Annotated in this window: 15 protein-coding genes; 11 read left to right on the forward strand and 4 right to left on the reverse strand. The window is 52.6% G+C overall.

Features of this window, described 5'->3' with window-relative positions:
* Positions 1 to 100 precede the first annotated feature (100 nt).
* The 5 genes from AC1W8Y_RS08410 to rodA all read left to right on the forward strand — a co-directional run bounded on the left by AC1W8Y_RS08410 (position 101) and on the right by rodA (position 5,768).
* On the forward strand, positions 101 to 1,144 hold the full coding sequence (locus AC1W8Y_RS08410; RefSeq protein ID WP_482014031.1) for a rod shape-determining protein: 1,044 nt from the start codon (positions 101 to 103) through the stop codon (positions 1,142 to 1,144).
* A gap of 64 nt (positions 1,145 to 1,208) precedes the next feature.
* The gene (gene mreC / locus AC1W8Y_RS08415) at positions 1,209 to 2,147 is read left to right on the forward strand and encodes a rod shape-determining protein MreC (protein ID WP_482014032.1); all 939 of its coding nucleotides are present in this window, start codon (positions 1,209 to 1,211) and stop codon (positions 2,145 to 2,147) included.
* A gap of 55 nt (positions 2,148 to 2,202) precedes the next feature.
* Complete coding sequence (gene mreD, locus AC1W8Y_RS08420) at positions 2,203 to 2,709, forward strand: rod shape-determining protein MreD (protein WP_482014033.1); 507 nt, start codon at positions 2,203 to 2,205, stop codon at positions 2,707 to 2,709.
* Between the two features lie 9 nt (positions 2,710 to 2,718).
* Positions 2,719 to 4,635 (forward strand): penicillin-binding protein 2, encoded by a 1,917-nt coding sequence (gene mrdA / locus AC1W8Y_RS08425; RefSeq protein WP_482014034.1) that lies wholly within the window; start codon positions 2,719 to 2,721, stop codon positions 4,633 to 4,635.
* Positions 4,632 to 5,768 (forward strand): rod shape-determining protein RodA, encoded by a 1,137-nt coding sequence (rodA, locus tag AC1W8Y_RS08430; protein WP_482014035.1) that lies wholly within the window; start codon positions 4,632 to 4,634, stop codon positions 5,766 to 5,768. The genes mrdA and rodA overlap by 4 nt, the downstream gene beginning before the upstream one ends.
* Here rodA and mutY read toward each other — a convergent pair.
* The gene (gene mutY / locus AC1W8Y_RS08435) at positions 5,740 to 6,816 is read right to left on the reverse strand and encodes an A/G-specific adenine glycosylase (protein WP_482014036.1); all 1,077 of its coding nucleotides are present in this window, start codon (positions 6,814 to 6,816) and stop codon (positions 5,740 to 5,742) included. The genes rodA and mutY overlap by 29 nt on opposite strands.
* 175 nt (positions 6,817 to 6,991) lie before the next feature.
* On the opposite strand from mutY, the gene AC1W8Y_RS08440 reads away from it, so the two are divergent.
* Positions 6,992 to 10,573, forward strand: a complete 3,582-nt coding sequence (locus AC1W8Y_RS08440; RefSeq protein WP_482014037.1) for an indolepyruvate ferredoxin oxidoreductase family protein — start codon at positions 6,992 to 6,994, stop codon at positions 10,571 to 10,573.
* 34 nt (positions 10,574 to 10,607) lie between these two features.
* On the opposite strand, the gene AC1W8Y_RS08445 is transcribed toward AC1W8Y_RS08440, so the two are convergent.
* On the reverse strand, positions 10,608 to 11,516 hold the full coding sequence (locus tag AC1W8Y_RS08445) for a cell division protein FtsX (protein ID WP_482014038.1): 909 nt from the start codon (positions 11,514 to 11,516) through the stop codon (positions 10,608 to 10,610).
* Complete coding sequence (locus AC1W8Y_RS08450) at positions 11,513 to 12,202, reverse strand: cell division ATP-binding protein FtsE (RefSeq protein ID WP_482014039.1); 690 nt, start codon at positions 12,200 to 12,202, stop codon at positions 11,513 to 11,515. The genes AC1W8Y_RS08445 and AC1W8Y_RS08450 overlap by 4 nt, the downstream gene beginning before the upstream one ends.
* A gap of 181 nt (positions 12,203 to 12,383) precedes the next feature.
* Between AC1W8Y_RS08450 and AC1W8Y_RS08455 the strand changes: the two genes are divergently transcribed.
* The 5 genes from AC1W8Y_RS08455 to AC1W8Y_RS08475 are packed head-to-tail and all read left to right on the forward strand — an operon-like array spanning position 12,384 to position 17,527.
* Positions 12,384 to 13,400, forward strand: coding sequence for an amino acid ABC transporter substrate-binding protein (locus AC1W8Y_RS08455; protein WP_482014040.1), 1,017 nt, complete (start codon positions 12,384 to 12,386; stop codon positions 13,398 to 13,400).
* Positions 13,401 to 13,456: 56 nt separating this feature from the next.
* Positions 13,457 to 14,644 carry an amino acid ABC transporter permease gene (locus AC1W8Y_RS08460; protein ID WP_482014041.1) on the forward strand — a complete coding sequence of 396 codons (1,188 nt, stop codon included), beginning with the start codon at positions 13,457 to 13,459 and terminating at the stop codon, positions 14,642 to 14,644.
* 11 nt (positions 14,645 to 14,655) lie between these two features.
* Entirely contained in the window at positions 14,656 to 15,753 is a 1,098-nt protein-coding gene (locus AC1W8Y_RS08465) for an amino acid ABC transporter permease (protein ID WP_482014042.1), read from the forward strand.
* A gap of 14 nt (positions 15,754 to 15,767) precedes the next feature.
* Positions 15,768 to 16,508, forward strand: coding sequence for an amino acid ABC transporter ATP-binding protein (locus AC1W8Y_RS08470; protein WP_482014043.1), 741 nt, complete (start codon positions 15,768 to 15,770; stop codon positions 16,506 to 16,508).
* The gene (locus AC1W8Y_RS08475) at positions 16,508 to 17,527 is read left to right on the forward strand and encodes a Bug family tripartite tricarboxylate transporter substrate binding protein (protein ID WP_482014044.1); all 1,020 of its coding nucleotides are present in this window, start codon (positions 16,508 to 16,510) and stop codon (positions 17,525 to 17,527) included. Before AC1W8Y_RS08470 ends, AC1W8Y_RS08475 begins: the two co-directional genes overlap by 1 nt.
* A gap of 24 nt (positions 17,528 to 17,551) precedes the next feature.
* On the opposite strand, the gene AC1W8Y_RS08480 is transcribed toward AC1W8Y_RS08475, so the two are convergent.
* A complete protein-coding gene (locus AC1W8Y_RS08480) occupies positions 17,552 to 19,003 on the reverse strand; it encodes a DHA2 family efflux MFS transporter permease subunit (protein WP_482014045.1) in 1,452 nt (483 codons plus the stop codon).
* Positions 19,004 to 19,048: the final 45 nt, after the last annotated feature.

Consider the following 19,048-nt stretch of genomic DNA (forward strand, 5'->3'; position numbering starts at 1 on the left):
GCATTTTGCCCGATGTTCGTTCTCATTCGAATTCTGGTGCATTTCCCGCGATAAGTGCTTGGTGCACGAATCCAGTGCTATTTTTATTGGCTGAGCAAACATGTTCGGATTTTTACGCAGTTATTTTTCTAGCGATATGGCGATCGATCTTGGTACCGCCAACACGCTCATTTACGTCCGCGGCAAGGGAATCGTCCTGGATGAACCTTCAGTGGTTGCCATTCGTCACGATGGCGGTCCCGGCGGTAAAAAAATCATTCAAGCCGTCGGGCGCGAAGCGAAACAGATGCTGGGTCGAGTGCCCGGCAATATCGAAGCAATTCGTCCAATGAAAGATGGTGTGATCGCGGATTTCACGGTGACTGAGCAAATGCTCAAACAGTTTATTCGCATGGTGCATCCGCGCAATATGTTGGCACCTAGCCCACGCATTATTGTTTGCGTACCTTGTGGCTCAACCCAGGTTGAGCGGCGCGCTATTCGCGAGTCGGCACTCGGCGCTGGGGCCAGTCAGGTGTATCTTATCGAAGAACCGATGGCCGCCGCTATTGGTGCGGGCTTGAACGTGTCCGACGCAAGCGGCTCGATGGTCGTGGATATTGGTGGTGGTACGACTGAGGTTGCGGTGATCTCTCTGGGTGGCATGGTTTACAAAGGCTCGGTCCGCGTTGGTGGCGATAAATTTGACGAAGCCATCGTGAACTACATCCGCCGCAATTACGGGATGTTGATTGGTGAACCAACCGCTGAAATGATCAAGAAGCAAATCGGGTCTGCTTTCCCCGGGGCTGAGGTTCGCGAGATTGAAGTCAAAGGTCGTAATCTGGCAGAAGGTGTGCCACGTAGCTTCACCGTGTCTTCCAATGAAATTCTTGAGTCGCTGACTGATCCGCTGAATCAAATCGTGTCGGCTGTCAAAATTGCACTAGAAAGCACACCCCCTGAACTGGGTGCAGACATTACTGACAAGGGTATTGCGCTGACCGGCGGTGGCGCGCTGTTGCGCGACCTCGATCGGTTGTTGCAAGAAGAGACAGGGTTGCCAGTGATTGTGGCAGAAGATCCACTGACATGTGTGGTGCGCGGGTGCGGTGACGCGCTTGAGCACCTCGAGAAGTTGGGCGCCATCTTTATTAACGACTAGTCGTTTTGTGGTTTTAATCATGGGTGTTGCTGCCCGCTCAAGGGCAGCCTATTAATGAGCTCTCATGCAACGACAGGGCAATTTAAAGCTGTTTAGACGTGGGCTCCCTGCGGAGTTCACGCTGGTATTGCTCGTGTTTCTTGCCCTCACGTTCTTGATCGTCGATGCCAACTGGAAGGCTTTCAACCCTTTTCGGCAAGTATTATCGGTAGCTGTCTATCCCTTTCAACGTGTGGTGATGTTCCCTCGGCAAGTCATCGTCATTGTTAATGACTGGTTTGATGCCGCTGCTTCAGCAAAATCCGAAAGTGAAGCGCTGCAAAAGCAGAGGATAGAACTCGCACAGCTGGCCACCCATGCTGCCCAACTGACGACTGAAAATGCTCAACTCAAGCGGTTGATGGGCGTGTTTGACAAATTGGTCGCACAACCGTCGATGGTGGTCGAGGTACTTTACGAACCGTTTAACGCATTCAATCACCGCCTTGTTTTCAACAAAGGTAGCGCGGCAGGGATTGCCCCTGGCATGCCAGTCATTGATGAGGGTGGGGTTGTTGGGCAGATTGTGCGCGTCACGCCGTTTACCGCTGAAGCTGCGGTATTGACCGATGAGGTCGTGTCCATCCCCGTTCAACTCTTGCGCAATGGTTTGCGTCTGATTGCCTTTGGTTCAAGCACGCCCGGGAAGATCGAAGTTCGGTATTTTGCGTCTGATGCGGATATACGCGAGGGCGATGTGATGGTGACCAGTGGTGTCGGTGGCTTGTTCCCGCCAGGGCTATCGGTTGCGACGGTTGACAAAGTTGAGCGTGATTCGAGTTCGGGTTTTGCTCGTGCCGAAGGGCAACCCGCTTCTCATCCCGAGCGCTATCGGCACTTTCTTGTTTTACTTGCCTCCACTGAAAGCGCTGATTCTCAAGCGGCACCCGTTGCCCCAGCAGCCACACCGCCCTCGTTAAAAGACCGCCCGGAGGCCACCAGTGGCAAGCCGAAAGTACGATAACTCGACCAGTACTCGGTCAAAGGCCACTAGACCACCCGTGCCCAGGCCACAGATCGTGCGCACCGAGGCACTAGACCATCTCAATAATTTGAGGTTTGTGTGGGGGAGCATCTTTATTGCATGGATGTTGTCTCTGTTGCCCTGGCGCGGCTTGCCCTACGCCCCTGATATCTTAATGTTGGTGATTGTCTTCTGGTGTGCTCACAGCAATGGCAAAGTTGGCTTGCTGACCGCCTTTGTGTTTGGATTGCTGCTAGATGTTCATGACGCTGGCCCCTTGGGGCAACATGCGTTGATTTATACCCTCGTGGCATATGGCACTGTGGTGTTGCACAGACGACTGTTGCGGTTCGAGTTGTGGGGTCAGTGCTTCCACATCTTGCCTATTTTTGTGCTGGCAAATATGGTTGGTTCAATGGTCTGTGCCTGGGTAGCCGGGGTATGGCCAGGTTGGTCGTGGGCAATTTCTGCGGCGATCACCGCCTTATGTTGGCCGTTTGTCGGTTGGGTGCTGCTCATCCCTCAGCGCCGCCGTGCTGACGTTGAAGTCAATTCGGTCTAAGAGGTATTTGTGTTCGACTCCAAACAAACGAATCAGCGACGAAGAGATAGTTTTCTTTTGCGCACTTTCGTCGCTGGTTTGTGTGTCGTCGCTGGCTTTGCTTCGCTGGGGCTGCGTTTCTGGGTGCTGCAAATTGATCGCCATGAGGGTCTAGCGGCGAGAGCTGACAGTAATCGAATCGGTATTGCACCGATCCCGCCCCGTCGTGGCGAGATTATGGATCGAAACGGTGAAGTACTTGCTCGTAATTTTTTGAGCTATACGCTCGAAGTCGTCCCCGCCAGAGCCGGTAATCTTGACGAGTTATTCAATGCGCTCACCCCGATTGTTTACGTCAGCCCGCTGGATCAACGGCGGTTTAAAAGACGCGCTGCAGAGGGCAGTCGTTATGCGAGCGTTGTTCTTCGTAATAATTTGAATCCAACCGAGGCGTCATGGTTTGCAGCGCATGCTTTCCAGTTTCCGGGGGTCGAGCTGCGTGCGCGTTGGGTGCGCGAATATCCCCAAGGAAAATCGGCCGCGCACGTGGTTGGCTATATTGGACGTATCTCTGAAAGTGATAGCCAACAACTGGAAGAGCAGGGGTTGACTGGTAATTATCGTGGCAGCGACTTTATCGGTAAGAAAGGTATCGAGAAAACGTACGAAACGCAATTGCACGGAACCACTGGGATGCAAGAGCACGAGGTTACCGCTGGCGGACGTCCCATGAAGACACTCAAGCGAATTGATCCTGTATCAGGCAAGAATCTCATTCTGTCCCTCGATATGCGACTGCAACGGATAGCGGAAGATGCCTTCAAGGATCACCGTGGTGCGCTGGTCGCCATCGAACCAGCGACAGGGGATATCTTGGCGTTCGTTTCGCAACCTTCCTATGATCCCAATCTGTTCATTGACGGTATCGATCAAGAAAGCTGGCGTCAGCTTAACGGATCACTCGATCATCCTTTGATCAATCGCCCTGTCTACGGTACTTATCCCATCGGATCGACCTACAAGCCGTTCGTGGCACTGGCCGCTTTGCAATTGAACAAACGCAAAGCCACAGACGTGATATCTGACCCTGGTTATTACGAGTTTGCCGGTCAGAAATTTCATAACGCAGGGGGCACGGCGTTTGGTAGTTTGGATATGTATCGTGCCATCGTGGTGTCGTCGGATACCTATTTCTACTCGCTCGGCCCAGAGATTGGTGTCGATAATTTGCATGATTTCATGGCGCCTTTCGGCTTTGGTCAGTTGACCGGCGTGGATATCGAAGGTGAAAAGCGGGGGATTCTGCCGTCAAGCGAATGGAAGCGTAAGGTCTACAAGCAAAAATGGTTTGCGGGCGAAAGCGTATCGATTGCTGTCGGCCAGGGCTACAACGCGTTTACGCTGATGCAACTCGCGCAAGCCACGGCGGTCTTGGCCAACGACGGCGTTTACATGAAGCCCCACTTGGTCAAGGCGCTTGAAAATGTTCGGACGGGCGAACGAACGTTGACCGTATCGGAGGCCAGTTATCGCATCCCCCTTAAAAAGGAGAATTTGCAGGTGGTCAAGCATGCTTTGGCGGACGTAACGACGCTTGGCACCGCGCGTCAGGCGTTTGCGGGGGCAAAATATCAGGCCGCTGGTAAAACGGGGACAGCGCAAGTCTATAGTTTGAAGGGTTCAAAGTATCGTGCAGATGTCAACGAACGTTTGCGTGATCACTCATTGTTCATGTCTTACGCCCCAGCCAATGATCCCAAAATCGCTGTCGCCGTGATTGTTGAGAATGCAGGTTGGGGGGGCAGCGTTGCCGCGCCTATCGCGCGTCAAATGTTTGATGCTTGGCTGTTGAGTGATAAGGCGCAATTGACAACGACGAGCGTTCAGCCTCAAACGGATGTCATCGGTTCGGGACCAATCGGCCCCGCAGGGATTGCCACTCAATGAAGTATCTGATTAACGGACTCGTGCGCATTGTCACTGCCATCGATTGGCCCATGATGCTGATTTTGATGGTGCTTGCTTCAGCCGGCATGTTGGTGATGCACTCTGCGGTTGGCGGCACCGACTGGCGATTCGCAGAGCAGCTGCGAAACTTTGCGGTCGCGCTAGTCGCACTGTGGGTGGTCGCACTGATCCCCCAGCCGGTCTACATGAAGTTTGCCCTGCCTTGCTACGTGTTAGGGCTGGGGTTGCTGGTAGCGGTGATGCTTTTTGGTGATACCAGCAAAGGCGCAACACGATGGCTCAATATTGGCATTGGTCGCATACAACCTTCCGAGATGATGAAAATCGCGATGCCCTTAATGTTGGCGTGGTATTTTCAAGTTCGTGACGGCTCCATGAGGTTTTTCGATTTTCTGGCAGCGATGCTGTTATTGATCGTGCCGTTCGCATTGATTGTCAAACAACCTGATCTCGGCACTGCCATTCTAGTGTTGAGTGCGGGTGCCTTCGTGATTTACTTTGCGGGTTTATCGTTCAAGCTGCTGATCCCCTTGGCAATCGGTGGGGTCATTGCGGTGACTGCGGTCGTTTCTTATCAGGATGTGCTCTGTAAAAGTGATTTCGACTGGGTAGTTTTGCGTGATTACCAGAAACACCGGATTTGTACCTTGCTTGATCCCACCACAGACCCGCTCGGCAAGGGTTTTCATACGATTCAATCAACGATTGCGGTTGGCTCTGGTGGCCTTTTTGGCAAAGGTTACATGAAGGGGACGCAAACTCATTTGGATTTCATTCCCGAACGCACGACTGATTTTATATTTGCCGTTTTCGCCGAAGAGTTTGGCATGTATGGTGGTGTTACGTTACTCATCATCTATGGCTTATTGATTGCTCGAGGGTTGACGATTGCGCTCAGAGCTCAGACGCAGTTTGGACGGCTATTGGCCGGTGCCTTAACGATGGTGCTTTTTATTTATGTCTTTGTTAATGTCGGTATGGTGACAGGGATTTTGCCTGTGGTCGGTGTGCCCTTGCCGTTAATGAGTTATGGCGGAACAGCGTTGCTCACGATCGGGGTTGCGTGTGGCATGCTGATGAGCATTAACCGTTACCGACCGACGCCCCAGTGATCAGCAACTGATTGTTGAGTCCCGTCAATATTTTTTTGACAGGGGTGGGCAGGCCAAAGTTGTTCAGGGCAGTGACCGTTATCCACTCTTGCTTCGGCTTTTTTGCTCGGATAAGCAAGGGTGTGATTAGAAGTTTGAAATGGGTAAAGGTGTGTTGCATGGTGGCCATTGCAAGGCACTCTTCGATTTCGTAGGCGTTGGAGATGCTGTGCTTAAGCACTTCATCGTCCTGATTAGAGGTGACTTCCGGCAGGCTCCAGAGGCCGCCCCAGATCCCCGTTTCGGGTCGTTGCTCGAGCAGTAACTTACCCTCACAGTACACGATCAACATGCACGTGCTCTTTTCGGGTAAAGCTCGCCGTGCTTTGGCGGTCGGCAATTCATCAGTCATGCCTCGCGAATAGGCCGCGCAGGTTTTTTGCAATGGGCAGAGGCCGCACTGTGGCTTGCTGCGCGTGCAGACGGTGGCGCCTAAATCCATCAATCCCTGTGTGTATGCAGTCATGGACAATGGATCTTCGGCTAGATCTGCCGCGCAAGGCACTGCCTCTGTTGCTCGCGCCCATAGTTGCGCTTGCACCCGACTGCTATTGGTATCCCCCTCAATCGCGAAATATCGAGCGAAAACCCGCTTGACGTTGCCATCCAGAATCGACACACGCTCTGAAAAACAAAAAGCGGCGATCGCCGCCGCCGTTGACGGACCGATCCCCGGAAGCGTCACCAGTTCTGCAGCTGTTTCGGGAAATCGGCCCTGCCAATCCGTCATTATTTTTTGTGCACAGGCGTGAAGGTTTCGACCTCGGGCGTAATACCCCAACCCGGCCCAGAGAGACATCACTTCTTGAGTAGATGCAGCCGCGAGCGCTGCTACATCCGGATACTGTTGAAGAAACTTGGCGTAATAACGCAGCACAGTTGCTACCTGAGTCTGTTGCAGCATAATTTCTGACAACCAGATCCGGTAGGGATCCCGGGTCGTCTGCCAAGGCAAACCATGGCGACCGTGCAGCCTTTGCCAAACGATTAAAGACTGAGAGAGCTTCATAAACAATATTGACTTTTTAAATGATGACCGCATTTGCGCTAAACTTTCTGAAGCATTGCAACCATCACGCTCGGATGCAATGATAGGTAAAGCGGATATCCTACCCGGACAAACGCTGACTTTTGTAAGCCGATCTGTTGAGTGTTACAACCATAATCAACAAAGGTAACAACGCATGAATGCTCCTTTTACACCAGAACAACTGCTGGCATTGCAAGCGGTGAAGCTCGACGACAAATACAGCTTGGCAGATGGTCGAGCCTGGATGAGCGGCATACATGCTTTGGTTCGTTTGCCAATCAATCAGCGCTTGCACGACACTCGTCGCGGTTTGAACACTGCGGGATTTATCTCTGGATATCGCGGCTCACCGCTCGGAGGACTCGATCAGAACCTCTGGAAAGCCAAGCAACAACTGACCGATCACCACGTCGTGTTTCAACCTGGTTTGAATGAAGACTTGGCGGCTACCGCAGTTTGGGGATCTCAACAGGTCAATCTGTTCCCGGGGGCGAAGTACGATGGCGTCTTCGGGATGTGGTACGGCAAAGGCCCAGGCGTTGATCGAAGTGGCGATGTGTTCAAACACGCCAATGCCGCGGGCAGCGCCAAACACGGGGGGGTCTTGGTTGTTGCAGGTGATGATCATCCTGCAAAATCGTCAACCTTGCCACACCAAAGCGACCATATCTTCAAAGCCTGTGCGATGCCTGTGCTGTTTCCGGCGAGTGTTCAGGAAGTCCTTGATTATGGGATGCACGGCTGGGCAATGAGCCGTTATGCCGGTGTCTGGACGGGGTTGAAGTGCATCACCGACATTGTTGAAGTCTCCGCGTCTGTCGAAGTAGACCCAGATCGTGTCAATATCGTGACGCCGGTCGACTTTGTTCTGCCTGCTGATGGGCTCAACATCCGGTTGCCCGATACCCCGCTTGCTCAAGAAGCGCGTTTGCTTGACTACAAGTTGTATGCGGCGCTTGCCTACGCGCGGGCTAACGGTCTGAACCGGCAAGACTGGCAGATCCCCGATGCTCAAGCCCGGTTTGGCATTATTACGTCAGGTAAGGCTTACCTTGATACGCGGCAAGCCCTTGCCGATCTTGGGTTATCTCAAAGCATCTGTCGGCAGATTGGGTTGCGACTGTTGAAAATCGGCATGGTTTGGCCACTGGAGTCTTCCATCGTTCAACAGTTTGCCGAAAATTTGGATGAAATTCTCGTTATCGAAGAAAAGCGCCAAGTCCTCGAGTATCAAGTCAAGGAAGAACTGTTCGGTTGGATTGGGCGGGGCAAAAAGATCCCCCGCGTGGTGGGCAAGTTTGACGATAAAGACGGCGGGGAGTGGTCTGTTCCGCAAGGCAATTGGTTGCTACCCGCACACTACGAATTTTCACCAGCCATTGTGGCTCGAGTGATCGCTGCGCGATTGCTTAAGATGGCGTTGCCTGACGACGTACGTCGGCGCATTGAACAACGTCTAGAGGTTCTGGATGCCCACGAGCGTGAGCTGGCCAAACCTCGCGTTATTGAAGAACGTAAACCCTGGTTCTGCTCGGGTTGTCCACATAACACTTCAACTCGGTTACCCGAAGGGTCTCGAGGGATGGCAGGCATTGGTTGCCATTACATGGTGGTGTGGATGGATAGAAATACCCCGACCTTTACGCAGATGGGCGGCGAAGGCATGCCCTGGCTAGGCCAAGCGCCTTTCACCACAGAACAGCATGTGTTCGCTAACCTGGGCGACGGCACCTACTATCATTCGGGATTGTTGGCGATTCGAGCGGCGATTGCGGCGAATGCGTCAATGACCTACAAAATTCTCTTTAACGATGCCGTAGCGATGACGGGGGGACAACCTGTCGAAGGGTCTCCCACGGTCGCCAGCATCGCCTATCAAGTGGTCGCTGAAGGTGCGCGAAAAGTGGTCATCGTGAGCGATGAGCCAGAAAAATATCATAGCGTGACCCTGCCTGCTGGTGTTGAGGTTCAGGATCGTGCTCAGTTAGACGCCGTGCAAAAAGTGCTGCGTGAAATCAAAGGCACGACAGTGCTGATTTACGATCAAACCTGCGCGACAGAGAAACGTCGCCGGCGTAAACGCAACGCCTATCCTGATCCGGCCAAACGCGTCGTGATCAATGAGCAAGTTTGCGAGGGGTGCGGTGATTGTTCAAAGAAATCCAACTGTTTGTCGGTGGAACCACTAGAGACCGAGTTGGGTCGCAAGCGAACCATCAATCAATCTAGTTGCAATAAGGATTTCTCATGCGTCAACGGATTTTGCCCAAGCTTCGTGACCGTTGAGGGGGGGCAGTTGCGCCGCCCTCCGTCATTAACACTGGGCGACCTTCATCAGGACATCCCCGATCCAGAGCAGCCAAGTCTCGAGAAGCCTTATGGTGTCTTTGTCGCGGGCGTGGGTGGCACTGGCGTGGTGACCATCGGTCAGTTGCTCGGCATGGCGGCTCATCTGGAGGGTAAGGGCGGATCGGTGTTGGACATGGCGGGTTTAGCGCAGAAGGGTGGGGCTGTTTATTCTCACGCGTTAATTGCAAAGCGCTCGGATGAAATTCTGACAACACGGATCGCCATGGGCGATGCGGACTTGGTGTTGGCAGGTGATTTGGTGGTGGGGTCAAGCCCTGACGCGGTCGCCAGAATGCGTGCAGGTCGAACGCATACTTTGCTGAATTCGGATATTGCGCCAACCGCCGCTTTTATCAGTCAACCCAATTGGTCTTTGGCGGGTCAGGCCTTACGACATGAGATTGACCGTGCATGCGGCGAAGGTAGAATCCGCAGTATTGATGCATCCGATATTGCGGTAAAACTGCTGGGTGATGCCGTGTATGCAAATCCGATCATGATGGGCTTTGCGTATCAGATGGGCTGGTTGCCTTTGCATCATCGATCCATAGAAAGGGCGATCGAGTTAAATGCCGTACAAGTCAAGAAGAACCTCGATGCATTCAATGTGGGCAGGTGTGCTGCTCATGATGCCGAGCGTTTACAAAGATTACTTCGCGGCGATGAGGTGTCGGGCGCAGGTGCGGTAAAGGCGGCGACGGTGGTGGATCTGAGGGCTGCGACAGACACGTTGCCAGGATTGCTAGACGACAGAGCCGCACGATTAGTCGAATATCAGAACGAGGCTTATGCCCAGCGTTATCGAGAATTGGTCAGTCGAGTCGCGGGGGTTGAGCAACGCACGTGCGGCACCGACGTGCTCGCCAAATCGGTCGCGCGGTACTACTTCAAACTACTTGCCTACAAAGATGAGTACGAGGTTGCTCGGTTGTATGCCGAAGGTGATTTTTTGCACAATATTGCTAAACAATTTGAAGGCAATTGGTCTTTAAAGTTTCATCTTGCCCCGCCCCTTTTTGCGAAAACAGATGCCAACGGTCATTTGATTAAGAAAACCTATGGCGCCTACATGATGTGGGGCTTCAAGGCGCTCGCAAAGCTCAGGTTCCTGCGGGGTACCGCTTTCGATGTCTTCGGTTATTCAGACGAACGTCGTGGCGAGCGAGCGTTGATCATCCAGTATGAACGGTTGGTCGAAGACGTATTAAGCCAGCTTTCATCCGCCTCGCTGGCGGCTGGGGTGGTATTGCTCAATACGCCAGATGAGATTCGCGGCTACGGACACGTGAAAGCGTCTGCTATCGAGAAGGCACAGGCAATCTTAGAACAGCGTCTGAAGGCATTTCATCAGGCGGTCGCCAGCGACGGTGTCAAACAAGCGGCTTGACGGTGAGCCAGCACAGATCGCTGGCTCAGTGTCATTAAAAACGTGTGTGGCGGTTGACTGACCAGCGTGCTGACAGTGAGCCCAGCATCGCCACGGCGACCACGGCGATAATTAATGTTTCTATGGATAGCAAGCCGATCGAGAAATTCGCATCGTAACTGCGAGCTAAGCTGCTGAGCGCAGCATTGAGTGGCACGAGGGCAGCACGTGCAATGGCGATGGCCAGCAAACTCGACAATACGCAAGTAAGGGCACCCAAATAGAGAAAGGGGCGTCGAACAAAAGATTCAGTGGCACCCACTAGCCGAGCGACGGCAATCTCATCCCGTTGCGACAGTGCTTGCATCCGCACTGTATTGAACACCGTTGCAAGTACAACGACCGCGACGCTCAGTCCGAGCAGGCTCAATCCAAGGTTGGCAAATCTTAAAATGGCCTCTAGTCGCTGAACCCAGGCACTATCGAGCTGGACAAGATCAACATCCTCCCATGCTGACCATGTCTGAACCAGTTGACGGGCCCGCGTCGCAAGGTCTTCTCCACCAGGTAGCGCGACGACCAGCGCATCTGGCAAAGGGTTGTTTGGTAGCACTTTCAATGCCTGATCCCATGCAGGATTGTCTCTCAGTGTCGCCAGTGCTTTGTCTTTAGTCACGATGCGTACTGCAGAGGCGAGGTCTTTGTGCTCTTTGCGGATGCGGTTGGCCAATTTCTCGGCGGCACCTGGCCCAACGTCTGGATTTAAAAATATCGTCAAATCTGGTGTGATGGATACTTGACGAACAACAGGCTCAACGGCGGTGAGAAGGCACGCACCAATCAAGGGCAGTGATAATGCGAGGGCGATGACGACCATGTTGGCGATTGACGAAAACGGCTGGGCAACCAAGCGCCTGAGCGTGACGGTGATCGCATATCGGTGTTGGGTAGCCCAAACGCTCATGGTGTGGTCCCGAGAGGATTTAGGTCGCTGGCGCTGTCAGCGAACCCGCCTCGCGTGATCTTTAAACACCGCGAGGCGTATTGCGCCATGAGCGCTTCGTCGTGCGAAGCAATCAACGTGGTGACACCTACCCGATTGAAATCGCGAAACACCGACATGATTCGTTGAGCTGTGTCGGCATCCAGATTCGCTGTCGGTTCATCTGCAATCAAAATGGCCGGTCGATTGACAATCGCGCGTGCGATGGCCAGTCGTTGTTGTTCACCCCCCGATAAGGTGATCGGATTGGCCTGTTCTTTGGCTGATAATCCGACCTTGTCTAGTGCCGCTCTGGCGCGCGATCTGGCCGTTTTTAAGGGGAGTCCGGTGACTGAAAGCGGTAACAAGACGTTATCAATTGCGCTGCGATCGTAAAGTAAATGGGTATCTTGCAAAATCACCCCGACAGCGCGTCGTAAATAGGGTTTTGCCCGCGCCGATAGCGAGTCAAGCCGTTGACCGTTGACTTGAATAGATCCGCGTGAGGCAGGCTCTAAACCTGCAATCATCTTTAATAACGTGGATTTACCTGCCCCCGAAGGCCCTGCGACGAAAACGAACTCTCCGGCAGTCACTTGAAAAGTGATGTCTACCAAAATGTTTGGTTGCTGACCGTAAGACTTAAAAACATGCAGAAATTCGATCATGATCGAGTCAATTCCATTGACGAATAGTAACTCTCATTAAAAAATTAGCTATTGCAAACGAGGGAATTCCCCCATACATTAGTGACGCTGAGGCGACTAATATCTCGCCATCGTGCTTGTACGCTAACAGGCGTAAGGGTTTATCCTAGCCGCATGGTTTTTTGTAATTGGAGAATATTTGATGAAAGTTTACAAGTTTGCAGCAGTTGCTGCGTTGGTGTTAGCTACATGCTCAGTTGCACAAGCAGGGACGACCTTTGATAACGTCAAGAAGAAAGGGTTTGTGCAGTGTGGCGTTTCCACAGGCGTCGCCGGCTTTTCGGCCGCCGACAGTAAAGGTGAATGGAAAGGGATCGACGTTGATCTTTGCCGCGCAGTCGCCGCGACCATGTTTAACGACGCCACCAAATTCAAAGTAACACCACTGACGGCGCAGCAGCGTTTCACGGCATTGCAATCTGGTGAAGTTGACGTGTTGACCCGTAATACAACCTTGACCTTGACTCGTGATGCAACGCTCGGCCTGTTGGGCGCTGGCGTGCTCTATTACGATAGCCAAGGCGTGATGGTTAAGAAAGAATCAAACATCAAAAGCGCGAAAGAACTCAACGGCGCCACCGTGTGTGTGCAGCCAGGCACGACGACTGAACTCAATCTCGCCGATTGGTTCCGTGCCAATAAGATTGAATTCAAACCTGTTGTGATTGATAAGCTCGAAGAAGTCGTTGGTGCTTTCGTGTCAGGTCGCTGCGATGCTTACACCACGGACAAATCTGGTCTGGCTTCAACTCGGTCGACATTTCCGAACCCCGATGACTACGTTATTTTGCCTGAAGACTTTTCAAAAGAGCCCCTCGGCCCGATGGTTCGTCAGGGTGATGAGCAATGGTTCAATATCGTTCGCTGGTCTTTGAATGCTTGGGTTGAAGCAGAAGAGTACGGTATTACTTCTAAGAATGTTGACGAGATGTTAAAGAGCACGAATCCTAACGTTCAGCGCATTCTGGGTGCTACCCCAGGCATGGGTAAGAATTTGGGTGTCGACGAAAAGTGGGCATACACCATCGTTAAGCAAGTCGGCAATTACGGCGAAAGCTTTGATCGTACGGTTGGCGCTGGCAGCCCACTGAAATTGCCACGTGGCTTGAATCAGCAGTGGACCAAAGGTGGCGTGATGTACGCCTGGCCAGTCCGCTAGTCGATATTTGATTCACCGGGGCGGCATGGCCGCCCCAATTTTTTTCAAACATATTTATGATCGATCAACGCTATCAACCGTCGACCCGACCCAAGACCAAATTGTCTTGGCACGATCCTGTCGTGAGGTCGATTATTTTTCAGGTTTTGGCGGTTGCCGCCGTCGTCGGTGGTGTCTGGTTCTTAGTACACAACACGCTAGCCAATCTGGCGACCAGTCACATTTCAACCGGCTTCGACTTCCTATCTCGCGAAGCTGGTTTTGCGATTGGCGAGTCCAGCATTTCTTATACGCCTGCAGACACCTATCGACGCGCGATCGCCGTGGGCTTGGTGAACACGCTCGTTGTGGCGGGTATCGGGATTGTGCTGGCAACGCTGCTAGGTACCGTGATTGGTGTCGCCCGTTTATCAAAAAACTGGCTGATTGCAAAACTCGCCTCCGTCTACGTTGAGGTGATTCGCAATATCCCTTTGCTCTTGCAAATGTATTTTTGGTATTCACTGATTTCTGAAAACCTGCCCGGGCCAAGGCAAGCATTGCATCCGGTGAGTGGGGTTTTTCTTTCTAATCGAGGGATCAAAATACCCGGATTACAGGGCGAAGGGATGCTGTGGTTATTTGTGGGGCTTGGGTTAGCGTTGCTCGCCTTTGTGCTCACAGCCAACTGGGCTGCACGTCGGCAAGAGAAAACGGGGCAGATATTTCCGTTGCTGCGCGTCGGCCTGCTGCTCGTCGTTTCGCTACCGTTACTCGTGTGGTGGCTCAGTGGGCAGGCCATCTCCGTTGATCTGCCAGCGCTCAAGGGCTTCAATTTTGTGGGCGGATTGACTTTAACCCCAGAATTTTCGGCACTGTTGGTGGGGCTCGTGGTTTATACAGCCGCCTTTATTGCAGAGGTCGTCCGTGCCGGCATTCAGTCCGTGAGCAATGGACAATGGGAGGCCAGTGACGCCTTGGGTATTAAACGCGGTTTGGCCCTCAGACTTGTTGTGTTACCCCAGGCCTTGCGGGTAATTATTCCCCCCATGACCAGTCAGTATTTGAATATTACGAAAAATAGTTCGCTTGCGGTGGCGATTGGTTACCCAGATATTGTGTCGATCGTTAATACGACCCTTAACCAGACGGGCCAGGCGATCGAAGGCATCATGATTATCATGGCTGCCTACCTGACGGTCAGTTTGTCGATCTCGGTCTTTATGAACTGGTACAACAAACGCATCGCGTTGACGGAGCGTTGAGAATGAGCACGATGGATACTCGCCTTACAACAGAACCTACCTCGGCGCCGATGCTTCGCAGTCCGACCGCGTGGGTGTGGGTGAAAAATAATTTATTGTCATCGCCTGTCAACATCATCTTGACCGGGCTTGTGCTCTGGCTGCTGGTGCTGACCGTCCCCGCTTTTATCGACTGGGCAATTCTGAAGGCAAATGTGTCAGCACAGACGGGTGACGTCTGTCGGAAAACAGGCGGCGCCTGTTGGGCGATTGTTGTTCAGAATTATCGATTGATGTTGCTCAGCACTTACCCCTACGACGAGCAGTGGCGTCCGTTGATCGCCTGTCTGCTATTGCTGAGCGTCATTGCAGTGAGCGGCTGGCGGCGCTTCTGGAAACCACCTCTGGCGGTCGCTTGGGCGCTTGTCTTGCTGGCAGTTGCCATCCTCATGTGGGGGGGCGTACTTGGCTTGCCTTATGTAGAGAACAGCCTTTGGGGTGGTTTGCCAGTCACGCTGTTGTTGGCGACGTTTGGCATCGTCTTCGCCTTCCCGCTCGGGGTAGTGCTGGCACTTGGTCGTCGTTCGAAGATGCCGGCTATCAAATCGATTTCTGTCATCTACATCGAACTGATTCGCGGGGTGCCCATGATCAGTTTGCTTTTCATGGCATCGGTCATGTTGCCTTTGTTTCTGCCACAAGGGATGAATATCGACAAGCTGTTGAGGGCCTTAGTCGCCATCATCATGTTCGCTGCCGCCTATATTGCCGAAATCGTGAGAGGTGGTTTGCAAGCGATACCGAAAGGCCAGTACGAGGGTGCAGATTCGCTGGGTCTGGGCTACTGGCAACAAATGCGGTTGGTGATCTTGCCCCAGGCGCTTAAAGTGGTTATCCCACCGATGGTCAGTATTTTTATTGCCATGTTTAAAGACACCTCACTCGTCGTGATTATCGGTATCTTCGACTTGACCTTGTCGGCCAAGGCTGCTTTGGTCAACCAAGAGTGGCGAGGTTTTAGTGTCGAAGTCTATTTGTTTATTGCCGCCATTTATTTTATTTTTTGTTACTCGATGTCCCGGTACAGCCAAGCGCTTGAAAAGCGTCTTGCTACTGGTCATCAACGATAGGTTTGGAGATCAATATGGCCGATGCCATCATTACCATGAAAGATGTCAACAAATGGTATGGCAAGTTTCATGTGTTACGTCATGTCAATTTAGAGGTTGCTCGTGGCGAACGCATCGTCATTTGCGGCCCATCGGGTTCGGGTAAATCGACATTGATCCGTTGCATCAATCGCCTCGAAGAACACCAGCAGGGCCAGATCGTGGTCGAAGGCACAGAGATTACGAGCGACTTAAAAGATGTTGAAGCCATCCGACGAGACGTTGGCATGGTGTTTCAGCATTTCAACCTGTTCCCACATTTGACGGTGCTCGAGAACCTGACGCTTGGGCCGATTTGGGTATTAAAAACACCTAAAGCCAAAGCAGAGGCCGATGCCATGAAATACCTTGAGCGGGTTCGTATTCCTGATCAAGCGAACAAATATCCGGGTCAGTTGTCGGGCGGACAGCAGCAACGGGTAGCGATTGCGCGTTCTCTCTGTATGGCCCCGAAAATTATGCTGTTTGATGAGCCAACCTCTGCGCTTGATCCCGAAATGGTGAAGGAAGTGTTGGATGTCATGGTCTCGCTGGCGCAAGAGTCAGGTATGACCATGTTATGCGTCACCCATGAAATGAGTTTTGCTCGTAAAGTCGCTGACCGCGTTATCTTTATGGATAAAGGCGAAATCATTGAACAAAATGCACCTGACGCATTTTTTGACAATCCGCAAAATGATCGGACCAAACTCTTTCTCAGTCAGATTTTGCATTAATGCGTAGGATGATGCCCCGAGGCGGCAAGCTGTTGGCAGTGATCGCGGCAGGCATCATGATGGCGTTGGCTGCCCAAACGCCTTTTGCGCAGGTCGCGAAGGCGGTACCTTGGCCTGCCAAGCCGGTGAGGATGGTGGTGCCTTATCCCCCGGGCGGGCCGCTCGACGCGATGGCTCGGCTATTGGCAGAAAAGGTGCGCGGGTCGCTTGGGCAACCCCTGATTGTCGAAAATAAGCCTGGGGCTGGCGGTAATCTTGGGGCAGACTTAGTTGCAAAAGCGACACCCGATGGCTATACCCTGGTGATGGGGGCAGTCGCCACGCATGCGATTAACCCCTGGCTTTACGCCAACATCCCTTACGACCCCATTAAAGATTTTGCGCCTGTCACCTTGGTCGCGTCCGTGCCTAATGTGTTGGTGGTCAACCTGGACTTTGCCATCAAAAACAAAATCACAACCTTGGGTGACTTGATCCGGTTTGCTCGTGAAAACCCCGGCAAACTCAATTACGGGTCGGGAGGCTCTGGCAGTGCCGGGCACTTAGCGGGTGAATTGCTCAAGGCAAGGGCTCATATTGATGTCGTACACATACCTTATCAAGGTGCTTCACCTGCTCAATTGGCCCTCTTGTCGGGTCAATCAGATTTTATGTTCGACAACCTGGCGGCATCCGCTGCGTTGATCAAGGATGGCAAGGTGCGTGCTTTGGCGGTGACGACAACGAGCCGTTCGGCGATGTTGCCCGAGGTGCCTACCGTTGAACAAGCGGGCATAAGCCCATTCGATATCGGTACTTGGTTTGGTGTTTTTACAACGGCGGGCACGTCACCAGCGGTCGTTCAAATCCTTCATGACGCCTACGAAAAGGCATTGCTTGATCCAGACGTGATCGAGCGGCTGAGCACGATGGGTTCGAATCAGCTGCGATTAAGCACAGCTCAATTCACAGCAATGATCAGACAAGAGCTTGAGAAATATAAAGAAATCGTCAAAATCTCTGGCGCGCAAGTGAACTAACCGCTTGGTGTGGTCGCACTGGTGTTAGCTGCTGCTGGGCTTTGACTTGGCTTGTAAGGATTGACCAGCGTCTTTACTTAGCGACTTGAACGACAGGCAAGATAGCATGCAGAGTGACCCAACCACTAAAAAGGCTGGCACGATGTCATGTGTCGCCAATTCGGTATCACCGGTCACGGAAAGACTCACTCGAATCGTAGCGGCAGCAATGCCGACGCCAAGGCTGACCCCCAATTGCTGTCCCATGGCGGCAAAACTGCTTGCTCGACTCATGCTCACTTGAGGCACGTCCGCATAGGCGAGGGTGTTCGTCGCGGTAAATTGCAAAGACCTGAAAAAGCCACCCACAAGCAAGATTGCGATCATCACGCTGTTGGCGGTGCTGGGCGAAAACGTGGCGCAAAGAATCAGTGCTGCACCAGTAAAAATGGCGTTGACCATGAGCACGCGTCGATATCCCCAATGATGCAAGATCGGGGGGGCGACGAATTTCATCAGTAACGCGCCGATTGCGCCGGTGAACGTGATGAGACCAGCGGATAATGGGGATAAACCGAAACCCACCTGTAAGAGCAACGCCAGTAAAAACGGTGTCGCACCGACCGTGAATCGGCAAAGATTACCCGCAAGCATTGCAATCCGGAAAGTCGGTATTCGCATGAGTGTCAAGTCGAGAATGGGTTCGTGGTGTCGTCGGGCGTGCCACACATAAATCAAGCCAGAAACGAGGCCCGTGGCAACAAGCATTAACGTGCGTAACAATGAGGCATCCTGATTGCTCATCATTTCAAAGCCGCCCACTAGGCTTGCCAAGCAGATTGAACTCAGCAAAAATCCAAACCAATCGAGGCGATGAGGTAATCCGTCGGCGGGAAGCTCTTTGACATAGCGCAAGATCATTGCAATCCCAACGATGCCAATCGGTATATTGATTAAAAATATCCAGTGCCACGAGGCGTAGGTCACTAAAAAACCACCCAAGGGAGGCCCCATCATGGGGCCAAGCAGCGCCGGCATCGATAAAAAAGCCATGAGATTCAATAGTTGCTGCTTAGGTGTGCTTCTTAGCAAGATAATGCGCCCCACAGGCACCATCATGGCGCCACCTAAGCCCTGTATGACTCTTCCGATGACCAGCGTCAAGATGGAATTCGCTAAGGCACACCCGACTGAGCTTAAGGTGAATAGGGCAATGGCGGCAATAAAGACGCGACGCGCACCATACCTGTCGGCAGCCCACCCGCTGACGGGCACAAACACTGCTGCAGATAACAAGTAGGAGGTAATCGCCACATTGAGCTCAACCGCCGTCGTGCTAAGCGCCCGTGCCATGGCTGGCAGTGCCGTCGCGACCACGGTTGAATCAAGCATTTGCATGAATAACGCACAACCGACAATAAAGGCAAGCAGGTGGCCAGACGCTTGCTGCCCTTGCTCGATTGGTTTTTTGTTTGAGTGGGTTTTGCTGGATAACATCGGAAAAGCTTTGTTCTGTACAGTAAACTAGCTTAAGTCTAACCC

The organism is Jezberella sp. (assembly GCF_964834465.1).

What these genes read in the sequence shown, in the direction of transcription:
- AC1W8Y_RS08410 (WP_482014031.1), top strand. Translation starts at nt 101, where the DNA reads ATGTTCGGATTTTTACGCAGTTATTTTTCTAGCGATATGGCGATCGAT.
- mreC (WP_482014032.1), top strand. Translation starts at nt 1,209, where the DNA reads ATGCAACGACAGGGCAATTTAAAGCTGTTTAGACGTGGGCTCCCTGCG.
- rodA (WP_482014035.1), top strand. Translation starts at nt 4,632, where the DNA reads ATGAAGTATCTGATTAACGGACTCGTGCGCATTGTCACTGCCATCGAT.
- mutY (WP_482014036.1), bottom strand. Translation starts at nt 6,816, where the DNA reads ATGAAGCTCTCTCAGTCTTTAATCGTTTGGCAAAGGCTGCACGGTCGC.
- AC1W8Y_RS08440 (WP_482014037.1), top strand. Translation starts at nt 6,992, where the DNA reads ATGAATGCTCCTTTTACACCAGAACAACTGCTGGCATTGCAAGCGGTG.
- AC1W8Y_RS08445 (WP_482014038.1), bottom strand. Translation starts at nt 11,516, where the DNA reads ATGAGCGTTTGGGCTACCCAACACCGATATGCGATCACCGTCACGCTC.
- AC1W8Y_RS08450 (WP_482014039.1), bottom strand. Translation starts at nt 12,202, where the DNA reads ATGATCGAATTTCTGCATGTTTTTAAGTCTTACGGTCAGCAACCAAAC.
- AC1W8Y_RS08455 (WP_482014040.1), top strand. Translation starts at nt 12,384, where the DNA reads ATGAAAGTTTACAAGTTTGCAGCAGTTGCTGCGTTGGTGTTAGCTACA.
- AC1W8Y_RS08460 (WP_482014041.1), top strand. Translation starts at nt 13,457, where the DNA reads ATGATCGATCAACGCTATCAACCGTCGACCCGACCCAAGACCAAATTG.
- AC1W8Y_RS08465 (WP_482014042.1), top strand. Translation starts at nt 14,656, where the DNA reads ATGGATACTCGCCTTACAACAGAACCTACCTCGGCGCCGATGCTTCGC.
- AC1W8Y_RS08470 (WP_482014043.1), top strand. Translation starts at nt 15,768, where the DNA reads ATGGCCGATGCCATCATTACCATGAAAGATGTCAACAAATGGTATGGC.
- AC1W8Y_RS08475 (WP_482014044.1), top strand. Translation starts at nt 16,508, where the DNA reads ATGCGTAGGATGATGCCCCGAGGCGGCAAGCTGTTGGCAGTGATCGCG.
- AC1W8Y_RS08480 (WP_482014045.1), bottom strand. Translation starts at nt 19,003, where the DNA reads ATGTTATCCAGCAAAACCCACTCAAACAAAAAACCAATCGAGCAAGGG.